This window comes from Streptococcus uberis (assembly GCF_900475595.1).
Classification (GTDB): Bacteria; Bacillota; Bacilli; order Lactobacillales; family Streptococcaceae; genus Streptococcus; species Streptococcus uberis.
The window spans coordinates 748,933-765,292 of record NZ_LS483397.1 but is presented as its reverse complement, the minus strand read 5'-3'; the positions used below and the strand labels follow the sequence as shown (position 1 = coordinate 765,292).

Below are 16,360 nucleotides of genomic sequence, written 5' to 3'. Positions count from 1 at the left end.
AAAAAACATTACATTTTTGTGAAGGATATTTAATATAAAGGTCTATGTTTTTAATTTAACATAAAAAATCATTAGCAAAATGACAATTTTGTAATAAAAAGTCATCCTTTTAGAAGGATGACTTTTTCATAAGGATTGGATTGAAAAGCTGCGACTTTCTAAAACGCGAAGCATGGCTTTAGCAGTATCTAATGAGGTAAATAGCGGAATCCCTTGCTCATTTGCGATAGAACGTATCAACTGTCCATCTCGATTCATCATCCCATTTTTGCTATCTGTGTTAATCACTGCTTGTATTTTGCCTGATTTCATTAATTCAAGAATATGATCTGATTGCTCTCCAATTTTGTGAATTTTCTGAGTCTTAAGCTGATGTTGCAAAAAATAGTCAGATGTTCCAGATGTTGCAAAAATACGATAGCCAAGTGCACTAAAACCTTTTGCCAGTCTTAACGATTCTGCCTTTTGGTCATCTGAGATGGTAAAGATGATATTACCGAAATCCGGGACATGCATATAACTTGCTTCAAAGGCTTTATATAATGCTTTTTCAAGACTACTATCAGATCCAATCACTTCGCCAGTCGATTTCATTTCTGGACCAAGTAAACTATCTACCTTGGAAAGTTTATTGAAGGAAAAGATAGGAGCTTTAACATGAACAAGAGAAGACTTCTGGTATAAGCCATCCTCATATCCCAGTTCTTTTAAGCTTGAACCTAATATCAGTTTAGTCGCAACTTGAGCCATTGGAATACCAGTTACTTTTGACATAAATGGGACCGTTCGACTAGCTCTGGGATTGACTTCAATAACATAAACCGTTTTATCTTTAACAACAAACTGAATATTCATCATCCCTTTGCAGTTTAAGTTTATTGCCAGGCGCTTTGTATAATCAATTATTGTCTGGATGATATCTTCTGACAGATTTTGAGGTGGATACACTGCCATGGAATCTCCGGAATGTACTCCTGCTGCTTCAATATGTTCCATAATTCCAGGAATCAAAACATCCTGACCATCCGAAATAGCATCCACTTCACATTCTTGACCTAAAATATAGGAATCAATTAATACTGGTTGATCAGAACTAACCTTTACAGCAGACTGCATATACGTTAACAAATCTTCTTCTTGGGTAACGATTTGCATAGCTCTTCCCCCTATTACATAAGAGGGTCTAACTAACACTGGAAAACCAATTCTTCTAGCCACTTGCAAGGCTTCTTGCTCGTTTGTAACGGTTTGTCCTAATGGCTGTGGTATATTGATGGCATGCAAAGCTTTTTCAAATAACTGGCGATTTTCTGCTCTATCTAAATCCCTTACTTGAGTACCTAAAATGGGCACATTGGCTTTATCCAAGGCTTCAGCTAAATTGATAGCTGTCTGACCTCCAAACTGTAAAATAACCCCTTCAGGTCTTTCCAAATCAATGACATTCATGACATCTTCGACTGTTAACGGTTCAAAATAAAGCTTGTCAGAAATTGAAAAATCCGTAGAAACCGTTTCAGGATTTGAATTCATGATTATAGCTTCATATCCCGCTGCTTGGATTGCTTTGACAGAATGAACAGTAGCATAATCAAATTCAATACCCTGACCAATTCTGATTGGTCCTGAACCTAAGACCAAAATCGATTTGTTTGGACTTGCTTGTGATTCATTTTCGACGGCATAAGTCGAATAATAGTAAGGGGTTTGAGATTCAAATTCGGCTGCACAGGTATCAACCATTTTATAGACGGGCTTAATGCCATGTTGAATCCTAAAATCTCTAATATCACTTTCTGAAGCTTGCCATAATTCTGCTATTTTTTTATCGGAAAAGCCATATTTTTTGGCATGTTCTAGTGGCCACTTTTGCCATTTTTCTAGACTAAGCTGTCTTTCAATTTCTAAAATATGCAACAATTTGTCCAAGAAGAAGGGATTTATCTTTGTAAGCTGAGATAATTCATCTATCGTCATCCCTCTTTTTAATGCTTCTGAAAGATAAAATAAGCGATCATCCTGTGCCTTTATTAGATTCATTAGTAGCTCTTGATCATCTACTAGAGAAAACTCTTTGCACTCATTGTGATAGATACCTATTTCTAATGAGCGACAAGCTTTGAGTAATGATTCCTCAATTGTACGTCCTATGGCCATCACTTCTCCTGTTGCTTTCATCTGAGTTCCCAATTGACGGTCTGCACTTTCAAATTTATCAAATGGGAATCGCGGCATTTTAGCAACGACATAGTCTAAGGCAGGTTCAAACATAGCATAGGTTTTACCTGTAATTGGATTAATCATTTCATCTAATTGTAAACCTATGGCAATTTTGGCGGCTATTTTTGCAATGGGGTATCCCGTCGCTTTTGAAGCTAAAGCTGAAGATCTAGATACTCTGGGATTAACTTCGATGACATAATAATCAAATGAATTGGGATCAAGCGCTAGTTGGACATTACAACCACCTTCAATTTTTAAAGCTCTAATAATTTTTAAACTTGCATCTCTTAAGAGCTGATGTTCATAATCGGAGAGCGTTTGACTCGGGGCAAAAACGATGGAATCCCCTGTATGAATGCCAACCGGATCAAAGTTTTCCATATTACAGACAACTAAGGCATTATCAGCAGAATCTCTCATAACTTCATATTCAATTTCTTTGAATCCTGCAATTGATTTTTCAATGAGACATTGATTTACAGGAGATAGTTTTAAGCCTTTAGCAGTAATATCCTCTAATTCAATATCATTTGTACAAATGCCACCACCAGTTCCTCCAAGTGTAAATGCTGGCCTAACAATAACTGGATAACCTATCTGACTTGCAAAAAGCAAAGCTTCTTCAACAGAATGTACAATGTCAGATTCTGGAATTGGCTGCTTCAATGCCTTCATTAAAGCTTTAAATTGTTCCCTATCTTCTGCTTGATTAATTGCTGATAATTTTGTTCCTAATAATTCAACGCCTAATTCATTTAAGATACCTGTTTCTGACAGAGACATTGCCAAATTGAGACCTGTTTGCCCACCCAATGTTGGCAATAAGGCATCCGGTCGTTCTTTCCTTAAAATTCGGCTCACAAACTCAGTCGTTAAAGGCTCAATATAAACTCTATCTGCAATTTCCTTATCTGTCATTATGGTTGCTGGATTGGAATTAACCAAAACAACCTCATAGCCTTCCTCTTTCAAAGCTAGACAGGCTTGTGTTCCTGCATAGTCAAATTCTGCTGCTTGACCTATGACAATAGGACCAGATCCAATAACCATAATTTTTATGATATCCGTACGTTTAGGCATTTTATTTCCTCTCTATATTTGTTAACTCTCGGGAAAACATTAAATATCAAGTTTTTACTTTCTTTCCAAGGACGACTTTTGATTTTCCTTAAAAACCTCCATCATTTCGATGAAATCATCAAATAAATAGGTAGTATCGTGTGGACCAGGCGATGCTTCTGGATGAAATTGAACTGAGAAGGCAGGGTAATCTTTATGTTTAACACCTTCAATCGATAAGTCATTAATATCCTCATGGGTAATTAATAAGGATGTCGGCAAAGATTTTCGATCAACTGCATATCCATGATTTTGGCTCGTAAAATCAACTTTTCCGGTAGCAATTTCACGAACAGCATGATTCATTCCACGATGACCAAAGGTCATTTTGTAAGTATCTGCTCCATTCGCTAAACAGAATAATTGATGTCCCATACAAATCCCAAAAAGAGGAACTTTACCTTGAATACTTCTTATCATATCTAAAGCAGCCATTTGACTCTTGGGATCACCTGGGCCGTTTGAAAGAATAACACCATCTGGATGCTCTTTTAAAATTTCTTCAGCAGTCGCATCAAAGGGTAAGACTGTTACATGACAAGAACGTCTTACAAGCTCTTTTAAGATAGATTCTTTGACTCCAAAATCTACAAGAATTACCTTTTTACCCACTCCAGGTACCACATAGGCTTTCTTAGTTGAAACTAATTCGATTTGATTGCTTGGTAAAACCGTTGCCCTAAATTGGTCCATGATGTGTTCTAAACTATCACCACCATTGACAATTGTAGCTTTCATGGTTCCATTTTTTCTAATGATTTTAGTTAAAGCCCTGGTATCTACTCCAGAAATACCAGGGATTTTTTTATAAACTAAAAAGTCATGGAGGCTCATTTCGTTTCGCCAGTTACTTGCCAATCGACTAGCTTCCGAAACAATAACCCCTTTACAACTTGGTTGGATTGATTCAGAGTCATCACGGTTAATGCCATAATTACCAATTAGGGGATAGGTGAAAAGAATTATTTGTCCATTAAAAGATTGATCGGAAATGGTTTCTTGATATCCAGTCATGCCTGTTGTAAATACCAATTCACCTATTGTATCAATATCTGCTCCAATTGCAGTTCCTTCAAATATTGTGCCATCTTCTAAAATTAATAGTCTTTTTGTCATGCGATATGTCCCCTTTCTAAATCCAGTTGTACCATTAGGCAGATCTACCATTTAGTATGGCTTCTAAAATGGCCATACGGACATAAACACCATTTTCCATTTGAGCAACAATTCTCGCCTTTTTCGCTTCAACTAAGGAGTCAGCAATTTCGGCATTACGGTTAACTGGGGCTGGATGCATTATAATTGCTGTATCTTTCAATTTTTCGTACCGTTCCTCGGTCAAACCAAAGTTTTTATGATACTCTTCTTTACTAAAACCAGCTGAGCCATTGTGTCTCTCATGTTGCACACGCAACAACATTAAAACGTCCAATTGATCAATAATGTCATCAATTTTTCGATATTCGCCATATGCTTCAAATTCTTTTGAATACCATTCATCAGGACCAGAAAAATAAATCTCTGCACCTAAACGTTTCAAAATTTGCATATTGGATTTTGCGACACGAGAATGTACTAAATCTCCAGCAATCATTATTTTTAGACCTTCAAAATGACCAAATTCTTCATAAATTGTCATCAAATCAAGTAAACATTGACTAGGGTGTTGACCAGAACCATCGCCTCCATTTACGATAGACGCTGTAATACTTGGGCTCTTTATAAGTGATTGGTAATAATCAACTTCTGGATGTCTTACCACACAGATATCAACACCCAAAGCACTCATTGTTAGGATAGTGTCATATAAGGTTTCACCTTTATTTACAGAGCTCGTATCTGTATTAAATTCAACAACCTGTAGCCCCATATGTCGCTCAGCCATTTCAAATGACTTATGAGTTCGTGTAGAATTTTCAAAAAAGAGATTTGAAGTGAAATAGTGACTATTGTTTGCAATTGGAACATTTTTCGCTTTAAATTCCGAACCACGACTAATGAGCCCTAGAACCTCCTCATTTGTTAGAAGTTCCATGGACACTAAATGCTTTAAAACAACTTGATTATTGATGACTGGCATGATTTTCTCCCCTTTACTCGCTTGAATGATGAAGTGACTTTATTTATTTTCTGGTAAGATTTGATATAAGAGTATTCCAAGAATTGTTGAGAAAGCAACTCCTGAAATTTGAAGGCCATTTACTTGAAGCATTAGACCACCAATACCAGAAACTAAGATAACACTAGCAATTAAAAGATTCTTCTTATTATCCATATCCACTTTTGATTCAATGAGAATTTTTAAGCCGCTAGATGCAATGACACCAAATAAAGCGATTGATATCCCACCGATAACTGGTGACGGAATGGATTGAATAAGAGCTGAAATTTTTCCAACAAAGCTGAGTAAAGCTGCAAAGACGGCCGCACCTGCAATGACATAAACTGAGAAAATCTTGTTGAGTGCCATAACGCCAATGTTTTCTCCATAAGATGTCACTGGCGGAGCACCAAGGAAACCTGCAATGATTTGAGCTAAACCATCTCCAGTCAAAGTTTTTTCTAGTCCAGGATCTTTAAAATAATCCCTTTTAGTCAAGCTATTTAATACCATAACATGACCAAAATGTTCTGTCATGGTTACAAAGGCAATAGGCGCCATAGTTAAGATTGCACTTGGGTAAAATTTGAAACCATAACTAAGGAGAGGAATGTGAACACTAGGTATGCTTATCCATTTAGCCTTGGCAACTGCTGCAAACTGAATAATTTCGTGACCAGTTACCATTCCAATCATTAAGGTGAAAAGATAACCTACCAGTAATCCCAATAGAATTGGAATGATGGCGATAATGCCTTTTCCATATATATTAAAGAAGATAACAGCTAAAAGTGTAACCATACCTATCAAAAGATAGGTCAAATCATATTTTCCGTTGTTTAGCATAACACTATTTACGGCAGTTGTGGCAAGACTTAATCCTATCACCATAACTATTGGACCAACGACTACTGGTGGCAAAATCTTGTCAATCCAATCGTTTCCAATAGCTTTTACAATCAATGCGACAATCAGATAGACGAAACCACCTGTGATAGCCCCTTGTGCAACTGCTCCAATACCATCTGTCTTCATCAACATTTGCATGGCTGCAATATAGGCAAAACTTGAACCCATATAGGCAGGAATTTTAAATTTGGTTACACTAAGATGTGCTAGTGTTCCTAGACCGCTTGATAATAAGGCTACTGATGGATCTATTCCAACTAAAATCGGAACAAGTACGGTAGCCCCAAACATAGCAAACAAGTGTTGGAAAGATAAGCCTATGAGCATTCCTGCTTTTGGCATTTCTTCAACATCATACATGATTTCTTTCATTTTTTCTTCCCTTCTTATGATGGATCTACGATACTAACACAGTCCTTGCCGTCAACTTCGATAACTTCGACAACAATTTCTTCGATACTACTTGTTGGGATATTTTTCCCAACATAATCAGCTCGAATGGGTAACTCCCGGTGACCCCTATCAACTAAAACGGCTAGCCCAACACGTGCTGGTCTGCCAAGACTAACTAAATTATCGATGGCTGCTCGAATTGTTCTTCCTGTATAGAGAACATCGTCAACCAAAATAACATCCTTACCATTAATATCAAATGGCATATCTGTTGTGTCTTCTTCAACTTTCATATCATCCCTAAATGGTTTGATATCAAGTTCTCCAATTGGAAGTTCTATGCCTTCAAGTTGTTTTAATCGTTCTTGAATACGTCTTGCTAGATAAACACCTCTTGTTTTAATACCGGCCAACACTAGGTTGTCTAGACTTTTGTTTCGTTCAATAATTTCATAGGTAATACGAGTGATAGCTCGTTTCATAGTAACATCATCAACGATTTCCTTTTTCTTCATCAAAATCCTCCTAAATAGTTACAAAAAAAAATCCCCTTGAAAACAAGGAGATTTCACAAAATAATCGTACACCAAAAAGCGTACACTTATGTCTTGAATTGTCTCCTTGACAGCCTCACGGGACCGTTTTAAAGGAATATCAAATTTTTAATAGTATAGCAAATTTCAAAAATAAAAACAAGTGCTTTTTCTATTTTTTTATCTTTTTTGGAACACTATTGAATAAACCTAGAAAGATTAATCTATCTATTTCTAAGCTTTTCAAGTGTCTGCCTAAAAATGATTGGTGGTTCCGCTGTGAAAGTAACCATTTCACCGGTACTAGGATGTGTGAAACCTAGAGTTTGAGCATGTAAGAATTGACCGTTACCAGCCAAGGTCTTCCTAGGTCCATACAAAGGGTCACCTGCAACTGGATGCCCAATATAAGCCATATGCACTCTGATTTGATGTGTTCTGCCAGTTTCTAAACTTAACTCAACAAGCGTAAAATCTCCAAACCGTTCCACCACTTGAAACCTAGTGATGGCATCTTTTCCTTTTGCAGTAACAGCCTGCTTCTTACGGTCCTTTTCACTGCGACCAATTGGAGCTTCAATCATTCCACGATCATTTGGTAGATTTCCATGAACAATGGCCAGATATTTCCTTAATGATTTTTTGGCTTTTAGTTCGTCCGCCAAAATATGATGGGCTTTATCATTTTTGGCAATCATTAAAAGGCCTGAGGTATCTTTATCAATCCGATGGACAATTCCAGGGCGTACCACCCCATTTATAGTAGATAAATCCTTGATATGATACAAAAGTGCATTAACTAAAGTACCAGAGCTATGACCTGCAGATGGGTGAACAACCATGCCTTGAGCTTTATTGATAATAGCTAAATCTTCATCCTCATAAACAATATCAATTGGAATATCTTCAGCTTCATAATCCAATATTTCCTCTTCAGGAAGTTGATAACTGATGATATCTCCCTCCTTAACAGTGTATTTAGCTTTTACTGGTTCACCGTTTACTAAAACAGTACCTTTTTTTATTTCATCATTTGCTTGACTTCTGGATAAATCCGTCAAGTCAGCGAGAGCCTTGTCTAAACGAGCCCCTCCAGTCTTTATAATAAGTTCCATCTCACTCTTCTTTCCAAAGGATAATCATCAAAAGCACAACACCAATCGATAGATAGGAATCGGCAACATTGAAAATGGCAAAATTCATAAAATCTAAGTGAATCATATCAACCACATAACTGAGGCGCATACGGTCAATAAAATTACCAATGGCTCCTGAAATAATCAGGATTAGGGCCCATTCCTTTAACTTTGACATTGGTGCTCTTTTGATATAGTAAATAAAAGCTGCGCTCACCACTATACAGGTAATGATGGTAAAAAACCATCGTTGGTTCTGGAGGATTGAAAAAGCTGCGCCTCTATTTTGCAAATAGGTCAAACTTACCAGACCAGGTAGAAATGATTTTACCTGTCCCAAACCAATATGAGTGACAATCCACAATTTGCTTAGTTGGTCTAAAGCAATAAGGACAAGCGACCCCAAACATAATTTCATTAATCTCATTATCTATCTTTCTCTTTAAATTGTTCAAAATAGTCTTTAAGTAAATTTATAAAAGTGACGGCAGCAAGAGATAAATCTTTGTCTTGACGTTTAATATAAACCATTTTATTTTCCAAGTGGTCAATCAAAGGGATAACTTTTATGGCATTAACACTATTGCGATCAATAAATCCAGATCCTGTAGCAAAAGCATTGGTTCGCTCCAAAATCCCATTTAAGGTAGCTCTGTCCGTTACATTATAAATAAGACCTGTTTCATTTGTATTAACAAAGTTTTCAGAGTAATAGAGATACTCATCTTTTTCCTGTGTGAATTTAACAACCGGAAAACCTTCCAAATCTGCTAATCTCAGTTCTTCTTTTTCTGCAAGAATATGGTTTTTTCCTAAATAAATATGGGTTTGAAATGACATCAAGTCTGTAAATTCAAGACCTAGCTTCTCCATACGCTGGAAAAGACCCTTACGATTTTGCGCATTCAGATAGATAATACCAATTTCGCTATTTCCTTGAGCGACTTCGTCTAAAATCTGAATTGTTGTTGTTTCAAAGAGACGAAGTAATTTGTGTTCAGCACTTATTTCAGCAAATTTAGTGATAATTGGTGCCATAAAATCATAATGTTGACTTGCCACTGAAAACTCATTCTGATCAAGCTCAGATTCCGAAAATTGTTTTTCAAAAGAATCGAAACACTTAACGACTTCCAAAGCTTTTTCATAAAAAATGAGTCCTTGAGTTGTTAAGACTGTTCCCGTTGTTGTTCGGTTGAAAATTTGGAATCCTAATTCTTCCTCTAAGTCTTTTATGGATACAGAAAGACTAGGTTGACTCACATAAAGCTTATTAGCCGCTTCTCGGAAAGTTCCATTATTAGCTATAGCCACAACGTATCTTAATTGTTGTATATTCATTTTTACATCCTTAATTTGGTAATTGTTATTATACCATAAAGAAGTGATTCAAAGCATCTCTTCAACAGAAAAGAGTTACCCAAAAAATAGGTAACTCTTCTATATACAATTTAAGTCTTATTTAGCAACTGGGTAAACAGATACTTGACGTTTGTCACGACCTTTACGTTCAAAACGTACAACACCTTCAACTTTTGCGAAAAGTGTGTCATCTCCACCACGGCCAACGTTCACACCTGGATAGATATGAGTTCCGCGTTGACGGAAAAGAATTGAACCACCAGTAACTGTTTGACCATCAGCAGCTTTAGCGCCAAGGCGTTTTGCTTGTGAGTCACGTCCGTTTGATGTAGAACCTCCACCTTTTTTGTGGGCGAAAAGTTGCAAGTTAGCAAGATTCATTTTTAACATAATGTTGTTTCCTCTCTTAAAATAAATTTAGATGACGCGTGTGTCCACAAATTCTGGAGAATTCTCGGACAAATTTGTCATTCCCAGAAGAAATGATTCAAACAAGAGTTGAACCTTCTCCTGATTGTCATGTGGGATAGAAATTTTCATATACCCACCTTCAACTTCATTTAGTATCAGACTTGGTTGTACATCCGTTAGCCCTTCGACTGAATTAACAAAGTTAATCGCTAAGGTACTTACCGAGGCACAGATAATATCAAAGCCATATTCACCACTTCCAGCATGGCCCGTCAGCTTAGCACTGACTAAAGAACCATCTTTGTCACGTGTAAAAATTGCTTTAATCATCAGATAACATTAAGCGTTGATAGCGTCGATGACAATTTTAGTGTAAGGTTGACGATGACCTTGTTTACGGTGACTACCTTTTTTAGGTTTGTATTTGAAAGTAACAACTTTCTTTTGTTTTCCTTGTTTTTCAACAGTTCCAACAACAGTAGCTCCTTCAACAATTGGAGTACCAACTACAGTTTTGTCACCACCGACAAGAACAACTTCGTTAAAAGTTACTTCTGCGCCAGCTTCAGCGTCAATTTTTTCAACGTAGATAGCTTGACCTACTTCAACTTTAACTTGTTTTCCACCAGTTTTGATGATTGCGTATGTGCTCATGATGCACCTCCTATAAATATTTTGACGAGGTTTCCCTCTGTGAAGACTCGCCTGGAATCGTGAGATTTCTCTACTTAAACGATTTTCGTGCGGTTGCACAGGATGTGCATTTAGTCAACATTACAAGTCTATCACTAACTGGATTTTTTTGCAAGTTTTTTTCTTTGAAAGAGAAGACTTTTTATTTTTTCTATTTTCAGAATAGCATTAAAATGATACTATCATAATAACTGATAAAAAGTAAGGGGTTTCATATGAAAAAGAATATTATTATTGATACGGATCCTGGTATTGATGATGCTACAGCAATCATACTTGCCTTAAAGCACCCTAATCTCACTGTTCGTCTTATTACTACTGTTGGCGCAAATGTGACTGTTGATCAGGCGACTACTAATGCTTTAAAATTAGTAGAGTTTATGAAAGCAGATGTACCAGTTGCACGTGGTTCGGAAAAACCGCTATTGAAAGAACTAAAGACCATACCAAGTATTCATGGGGAAACTGGTATGGACGGCTACGATTTTCCTACACCTGCTCAAGCGCCGCTAGATATGCATGCTGTTGAAGCTATGCGTCAGACTATCTTAAAACATTCCAAAGATATTACAATTGTCTCAATTGGCGCAATGACAAATCTTGCCCTACTGCTAGCCATGTATCCAGAAATGAAAAATCATATTTCTGAAATTGTCATGATGGGAGGAGCTATTCATGGTGGCAATACGTCCTCTATTGCAGAGTTTAATATTGCTAGCGATCCTCACGCAGCAGATCTGGTTTTTAAATCAGAAATTCCACTGACAATGATTGGTTTAGATGTAACAGAGAAAGCTCTTTTGTATAGACAGGCAGCTTTAAAAATAAAAGAGACTGGGCAGATTGGGGAAATGTTATACCAACTCTTTGAACATTATGGAGGCCATGGCCTTGACCACGGAATGACCATTCACGATGCAAGTACCATAGCATATCTAACGCAGCCTGATCTCTTTAAAACAGAAATGAAATATTTGCGAGTTATTACTGAAGGACTTGCTACCGGCGCAATTATTACGAATTCTGAATACGAACCTGTACCAGAAAAATTAGAAACTAAAAAAGTTTGTTTAAATGTCGATCCAGAGCAATTTGAAAATTGGATGCTTTCACAATTTATATAAATAACAGAAAAAGCCGAGCTCATGTCAGCTTGGCTTTTTGCTTTTTAAAATGATTATTTCCAATTCAATTGAACATGTTCATTCATTTCTTTATAAGCGACATCCACTTTTTCTTGCGTCTCTTGATCGATTTGGTTTCGATATTTACCACCTTCAATAAAATCTTCTAAAACTAAGGTGCGATAGTTGTATAGTTCATATCCTTCCTTTGCAAAAGTGCCTTTGGGTTTTGCAAGTACCATGGTAGGATGAGCTTTAACCGTCTTTATAATTGTTTTTTTAGCTTTTTTTTCAAAGGTAATATCCATCAGAAGACCTCTTTCTGTCCAGATATCTTCTAAAGTTTCATAACGCTGATTGGAGATGAAATTTCCCATTGAATAAATAATGAATTTCTTCTCATGGTTTTTGACAATCGTTTCAGCAGGTTCCACTACATGGGGATGACCACCTAGAACCACATCTGCACCCCAATCAATCATAGAGCGATAGAGTGATTGTTGTTCTTCTGTTGGTTCCAAGGCATATTCTGTGCCTGATTGTGGCATAACAATAGTAACATCTGCTTTTGCTTCAGCTTCTTGAATTTCAGCCTTCATCTTATCTTTGTTAAAATCTGATAGATGTTTTTCTTGCTCATCATCTGTTAAATTGCTTTCCATGCCATTATAGCCATAGGAATAACCTAAAATCGCAATTTTAATACCATTGACCTTTTTAATGAGAAAGTTCTCCGATTGACGATCTTTCTTATAGATTCCAATAGTCGACAACCCTAATCTTTCAAAAGTCGATTGGGTATTCAAAGCTCCATCTAAACCTGAGTCAAGGATGTGATTGTGAGCCAAGTCAACCACGTCATAACCTATCGATTGCATTGCGTTTGCGATTGAACTGGGTGCATTAAAGAGAGGATAGCCAGCTAAAGGATAATCCGGACTAATGGTACCCTCAAAATCACCTATAGCCAAATCAGCCTTTGAAATCCGTTCTTTAACATATTCGAAATAGGGAGTGAAATCGTATGTTCCATCCGGTTTTTCTGCACTTGTATATAAAACATCATGCAATAGTATATCTCCGTTTGCAACCACTTGTGCCGTTTTTGTGATATCACTTTTTTCAATGCTTTGACCAAGTTGGTCATGACGGTGAAAACCTAAAAAATCATAAACGAGTGAAAATAAGAGAGTAGCGAAGATAAATGTTAAACAAGAAACAATTATTTTCATATAATGTCTGTTTTTTACCACTATTTCCGCCTCCTTTCTTACTCATTATAGCATTTTGTTGTCTCAATTTCTCAATAAAAAAGAGATTTTCCATGGAAAATCTCTTTTTCTTACAATAACGCATCAAGCATAAGATCCACATCATCTGCTTCTGCTTCTGGTTTAATTTCCGTTATTTTGATCCCTTTAACAGCTCTTTGAACAAGCCCATCGATATCAAAACGTTTTTCATACTCTTCAACATTTTTTAATTTAGGATTTGTTTTCGGACGATCTGGCGCAAAAATGGTGCAACAGTCTTCAAATGGTTGGATTGAAATGCTAAAGGTATCAATTTTTTCAGCTAATTCTATAATTTCGAGCTTGTCCATCGTCACAACTGGTCGAATGACAGGCGTAGCTGTGACGGCATTAATTGCCTGCATACTTTCTAATGTTTGACTGGCTACCTGTCCTAAGCTCTCGCCATTGACAATAACCAAACCACTACGAGAAGCACGTATCGCATCCGTGATTCGCATCATAAACCGTCTGGTTAGGGTCATCAAATAAGCTTCAGGTGCTTTATCTTTAATTTCTTCCTGAATTTCTGTGAAAGGCACCTCTATAAATTGAATATTGCCGCCAAATTTGGTGAGTTTTCTGGTTAAATCTTGAGCTTTTTTGAGAGCACCTGGACTAGTATAAGGTGGACTAGCAAAATGCACCGCTTCGATTTCGACACCACGTTTTAGTGCCAAGTATCCAGCCACCGGAGAATCTATGCCACCAGAAAGCATAAGCATGCCTTTTCCAGAAGTCCCTACAGGTAAACCACCAGCACCCTTTATCTCTTCATGGGAGATATAAGCTGCTTCATCTCTAATTTCAACTTTTAGATTAACATCTGGCTTTTTCATTTGTGCCTTAATGTTAGGTAACACATCAAAGACAGCGTTTCCTAAAACAAAGTTAAGGTCTCTACTATCTAACTCAAAGTGATGGTCACTCCGTTTACTTGAAATTTTGAAAGTCATTCCATCAACATATAAGTCTTTCATAATTTCTTGAACTGAAGCAATAAGAAGGTCGACATTTTTCTCCAGTTTATAAACAGGATTAAAAGCCTGAATACCAAAAACATTTTTTAAGGCTTCAGCTACAGGCTCATAAGGAGTACCATTTAAAAAGACATGTGTTCTATCCCTGTCTGATCTGACCTTTATATTTGGAAACGGTGATAAAACTTCTTGAATATTACGTTTTAATTTATTAATAAAACGCATTCTGTTTTTACCTTTTGTAGATAGTTCGCCGTGACGAACCATAATTTCTGAGTATTGCATATTATCTTACTTTCTTTGTTTTTTCATGTATTTGTTTAAAAATGGTTAAAAATTGTTCCATTTCTTCCATGTTATTGGTTTCATCTAAACTAATTCGAACAGCTGTTTGAGCATCTTTTACTGGGACGCCCATAGCAATTAAGGTCCCAGCTGGTTTACCGGCTTTTGATGAACAAGCGCTGGTCGTTGAAATATAAATGCCATGACTCTCGAAAGCATGAACGATTACTTCTCCACGAACACCTTTGATACCAAATGTTAAGATATTTGGCACAAAATGATCCATTTCAGAGAAAATCATAACATCATCATAAGCACTCAAAGCCTGATATAATACTGACTTCATCTTTGTCAATCTCTTTAAGGCCACTTCTTCATTTTCCACTGTCATCCTTAGCGCTTTTGCCATACTAGCAATCCCAGCAAGATTCTCAGTTGTTGAACGTAAATCTGATTCTTGACCACCGCCATGAAGTAATGGACTTATTCTTTTACCTGCTTTTTTATAAAGGATTCCCACGCCTCGAACGGCGTGAAATTTGTGTCCTGAAAAAGAAGCTAAATCCACACGATCCGTTAAATAATCTTTTAAAGGTCGTTTCCCAATGGCCTGCACAGCATCTACATGAAAGGTAATGCCAGGTTTATCAGAAAGAATTGATGAAATAGCCTCAATTGGCTGAGCCGAACCAATTTCATTATTAACTGCCATTACTGAAAGTAAAATGGTATCTTTTCTAATTAAAGCTTTCAATTTTTCAAGATCAATAAAGCCTTTATGATCAACTGGTGCAAAAGAAACTTCAAATCCTTGGGTAGCTAACCATTTAGCGCTTTCTTTTACAGCAGGATGTTCAATATCTGAAACAATGATGTGTTTTCCAAAAGAGGCTTTTTCAAAAGCTGTTCCTTTTAATGCCCAATTGTCGCTTTCCGTTCCACCCGATGTGAAAAAAATCTCTTCTTCGCTACACCCTAACAAATCTGCTATTTGTTTTCTGGAGGCTTTTAAAATCCGACTCGATTTGGTACCAAGATCATGTAGACTAGAAGGATTCCCGTATATTTTTTCGGAAACTTCGTGATAGCTTCTTAAAGCTTCACTAAATGGAATCGTTGTTGCAGAATTATCAAAATAAATCATTTGTCACCTTCGTTTTTTACTCAATACTCTATTTTACCACAATTTAATGAAAAGGAAAAAATAGATACTTTAAGCTTAAGTTTTAATCTGTTTTTTTGACATCAACTAGATAGCTTGATAAGGTAAATAATTGACTTCAATTTCTTACAAGTCTATACTAAGAATTGAACTTTTATAAGTTATCTGAGTTGTTTCAATTAAAAATGAAAAGGAGAAAATATGCCTTCACATTATTCACGTCAAGATAAAAGTAAATCTCAAAATACAATAAGACCAACAAAACACATCAAAACGGGTTTAACAGCTTTTCAAAAATCGATTGCCTTTATTGGTAGTATTTTAAGTATTATTGTTGCCAGTATCACGATTTACAAAGCCTTACATCCGGAATCAAACCAAGGCTCAAAAGATTCAAGCCCACAGTCAACATCTACCATTGTCAAAATTATTGAAAAAGACAGCTCTGGGAAGCAATCACCTGAAACTCAAACAGATACAACACTCTCTAGTAGCTCTATCCCAACAACACCTTCATCCCAATCAACACCATCAACCACCAGTCCTTCTGAAAATAGCCAAACACCTTCAGAGAGTCCACAATCGAGTACTACTAGTTCAACAAGCACCCCATAAAAGAAAGACCTTTCACTTGAAA

At 36.6% G+C, this 16,360-nt stretch carries 16 protein-coding genes and 1 other annotated feature; of the genes, 2 read left to right on the top strand and 14 right to left on the bottom strand.

Going from position 1 to position 16,360, the window contains the following annotated elements:
- Positions 1 to 126 precede the first annotated feature (126 nt).
- The 11 genes from carB to rplU all read right to left on the bottom strand — a co-directional run bounded on the left by carB (position 127) and on the right by rplU (position 10,841).
- Positions 127 to 3,303, bottom strand: a complete 3,177-nt coding sequence (gene carB / locus DQM95_RS04170; protein ID WP_037592272.1) for a carbamoyl-phosphate synthase large subunit — start codon at positions 3,301 to 3,303, stop codon at positions 127 to 129.
- Positions 3,304 to 3,357: 54 nt separating this feature from the next.
- Positions 3,358 to 4,458 carry a carbamoyl phosphate synthase small subunit gene (locus tag DQM95_RS04165; RefSeq protein WP_037592273.1) on the bottom strand — a complete coding sequence of 367 codons (1,101 nt, stop codon included), beginning with the start codon at positions 4,456 to 4,458 and terminating at the stop codon, positions 3,358 to 3,360.
- Between the two features lie 34 nt (positions 4,459 to 4,492).
- Positions 4,493 to 5,422 (bottom strand): aspartate carbamoyltransferase catalytic subunit, encoded by a 930-nt coding sequence (locus DQM95_RS04160; protein ID WP_012658250.1) that lies wholly within the window; start codon positions 5,420 to 5,422, stop codon positions 4,493 to 4,495.
- 39 nt (positions 5,423 to 5,461) lie between these two features.
- A complete protein-coding gene (locus DQM95_RS04155; RefSeq protein ID WP_012658249.1) occupies positions 5,462 to 6,724 on the bottom strand; it encodes a uracil-xanthine permease family protein in 1,263 nt (420 codons plus the stop codon).
- A 14-nt stretch (positions 6,725 to 6,738) separates the two neighbouring features.
- Entirely contained in the window at positions 6,739 to 7,260 is a 522-nt protein-coding gene (gene pyrR, locus DQM95_RS04150) for a bifunctional pyr operon transcriptional regulator/uracil phosphoribosyltransferase PyrR (protein WP_012658248.1), read from the bottom strand.
- A 242-nt stretch (positions 7,261 to 7,502) separates the two neighbouring features.
- Complete coding sequence (locus DQM95_RS04145) at positions 7,503 to 8,393, bottom strand: RluA family pseudouridine synthase (protein WP_037592274.1); 891 nt, start codon at positions 8,391 to 8,393, stop codon at positions 7,503 to 7,505.
- Between the two features lies 1 nt (position 8,394).
- Positions 8,395 to 8,841 carry a signal peptidase II gene (gene lspA, locus DQM95_RS04140; protein ID WP_037592275.1) on the bottom strand — a complete coding sequence of 149 codons (447 nt, stop codon included), beginning with the start codon at positions 8,839 to 8,841 and terminating at the stop codon, positions 8,395 to 8,397.
- Complete coding sequence (locus tag DQM95_RS04135; protein ID WP_037592276.1) at positions 8,841 to 9,755, bottom strand: LysR family transcriptional regulator; 915 nt, start codon at positions 9,753 to 9,755, stop codon at positions 8,841 to 8,843. Before DQM95_RS04135 ends, lspA begins: the two co-directional genes overlap by 1 nt.
- 117 nt (positions 9,756 to 9,872) lie before the next feature.
- Complete coding sequence (gene rpmA / locus DQM95_RS04130; protein ID WP_012658244.1) at positions 9,873 to 10,166, bottom strand: 50S ribosomal protein L27; 294 nt, start codon at positions 10,164 to 10,166, stop codon at positions 9,873 to 9,875.
- A gap of 27 nt (positions 10,167 to 10,193) precedes the next feature.
- Positions 10,194 to 10,517, bottom strand: a complete 324-nt coding sequence (locus DQM95_RS04125) for a ribosomal-processing cysteine protease Prp (protein ID WP_012658243.1) — start codon at positions 10,515 to 10,517, stop codon at positions 10,194 to 10,196.
- Between the two features lie 9 nt (positions 10,518 to 10,526).
- Positions 10,527 to 10,841 carry a 50S ribosomal protein L21 gene (gene rplU, locus DQM95_RS04120; RefSeq protein ID WP_012658242.1) on the bottom strand — a complete coding sequence of 105 codons (315 nt, stop codon included), beginning with the start codon at positions 10,839 to 10,841 and terminating at the stop codon, positions 10,527 to 10,529.
- Between the two features lie 33 nt (positions 10,842 to 10,874).
- Positions 10,875 to 10,946, bottom strand: a sequence feature (ribosomal protein L21 leader region).
- A 149-nt stretch (positions 10,947 to 11,095) separates the two neighbouring features.
- Between rplU and DQM95_RS04115 the strand changes: the two genes are divergently transcribed.
- Positions 11,096 to 12,004: a nucleoside hydrolase gene (locus DQM95_RS04115; protein WP_037592277.1), complete on the top strand. Its 909-nt coding sequence runs from the start codon at positions 11,096 to 11,098 to the stop codon at positions 12,002 to 12,004.
- Positions 12,005 to 12,057: 53 nt separating this feature from the next.
- Here DQM95_RS04115 and DQM95_RS04110 read toward each other — a convergent pair whose 3' ends face one another.
- The 3 genes from DQM95_RS04110 to DQM95_RS04100 form a co-directional block, all read right to left on the bottom strand.
- The gene (locus DQM95_RS04110; protein WP_037592278.1) at positions 12,058 to 13,257 is read right to left on the bottom strand and encodes a CapA family protein; all 1,200 of its coding nucleotides are present in this window, start codon (positions 13,255 to 13,257) and stop codon (positions 12,058 to 12,060) included.
- Positions 13,258 to 13,346: 89 nt separating this feature from the next.
- Positions 13,347 to 14,561 carry a tRNA uracil 4-sulfurtransferase ThiI gene (thiI, locus tag DQM95_RS04105; protein WP_037592279.1) on the bottom strand — a complete coding sequence of 405 codons (1,215 nt, stop codon included), beginning with the start codon at positions 14,559 to 14,561 and terminating at the stop codon, positions 13,347 to 13,349.
- 1 nt (position 14,562) lies between these two features.
- Entirely contained in the window at positions 14,563 to 15,705 is a 1,143-nt protein-coding gene (locus DQM95_RS04100; RefSeq protein ID WP_037592280.1) for a cysteine desulfurase family protein, read from the bottom strand.
- A gap of 219 nt (positions 15,706 to 15,924) precedes the next feature.
- Here DQM95_RS04100 and DQM95_RS04095 point away from each other — a divergent pair, with 219 nt between their 5' ends.
- Positions 15,925 to 16,338 carry a DUF6556 family protein gene (locus DQM95_RS04095; protein ID WP_037592281.1) on the top strand — a complete coding sequence of 138 codons (414 nt, stop codon included), beginning with the start codon at positions 15,925 to 15,927 and terminating at the stop codon, positions 16,336 to 16,338.
- Positions 16,339 to 16,360: the final 22 nt, after the last annotated feature.

Excerpts from the sequence above, each read along its gene's own strand:
- carB (WP_037592272.1), bottom strand. The coding sequence starts at position 3,303 with ATGCCTAAACGTACGGATATCATAAAAATTATGGTTATTGGATCTGGT.
- DQM95_RS04165 (WP_037592273.1), bottom strand. The coding sequence starts at position 4,458 with ATGACAAAAAGACTATTAATTTTAGAAGATGGCACAATATTTGAAGGA.
- DQM95_RS04160 (WP_012658250.1), bottom strand. The coding sequence starts at position 5,422 with ATGCCAGTCATCAATAATCAAGTTGTTTTAAAGCATTTAGTGTCCATG.
- DQM95_RS04155 (WP_012658249.1), bottom strand. The coding sequence starts at position 6,724 with ATGAAAGAAATCATGTATGATGTTGAAGAAATGCCAAAAGCAGGAATG.
- pyrR (WP_012658248.1), bottom strand. The coding sequence starts at position 7,260 with ATGAAGAAAAAGGAAATCGTTGATGATGTTACTATGAAACGAGCTATC.
- DQM95_RS04145 (WP_037592274.1), bottom strand. The coding sequence starts at position 8,393 with ATGGAACTTATTATAAAGACTGGAGGGGCTCGTTTAGACAAGGCTCTC.
- lspA (WP_037592275.1), bottom strand. The coding sequence starts at position 8,841 with ATGAGATTAATGAAATTATGTTTGGGGTCGCTTGTCCTTATTGCTTTA.
- DQM95_RS04135 (WP_037592276.1), bottom strand. The coding sequence starts at position 9,755 with ATGAATATACAACAATTAAGATACGTTGTGGCTATAGCTAATAATGGA.
- rpmA (WP_012658244.1), bottom strand. The coding sequence starts at position 10,166 with ATGTTAAAAATGAATCTTGCTAACTTGCAACTTTTCGCCCACAAAAAA.
- DQM95_RS04125 (WP_012658243.1), bottom strand. The coding sequence starts at position 10,517 with ATGATTAAAGCAATTTTTACACGTGACAAAGATGGTTCTTTAGTCAGT.
- rplU (WP_012658242.1), bottom strand. The coding sequence starts at position 10,841 with ATGAGCACATACGCAATCATCAAAACTGGTGGAAAACAAGTTAAAGTT.
- DQM95_RS04115 (WP_037592277.1), top strand. The coding sequence starts at position 11,096 with ATGAAAAAGAATATTATTATTGATACGGATCCTGGTATTGATGATGCT.
- thiI (WP_037592279.1), bottom strand. The coding sequence starts at position 14,561 with ATGCAATACTCAGAAATTATGGTTCGTCACGGCGAACTATCTACAAAA.
- DQM95_RS04100 (WP_037592280.1), bottom strand. The coding sequence starts at position 15,705 with ATGATTTATTTTGATAATTCTGCAACAACGATTCCATTTAGTGAAGCT.
- DQM95_RS04095 (WP_037592281.1), top strand. The coding sequence starts at position 15,925 with ATGCCTTCACATTATTCACGTCAAGATAAAAGTAAATCTCAAAATACA.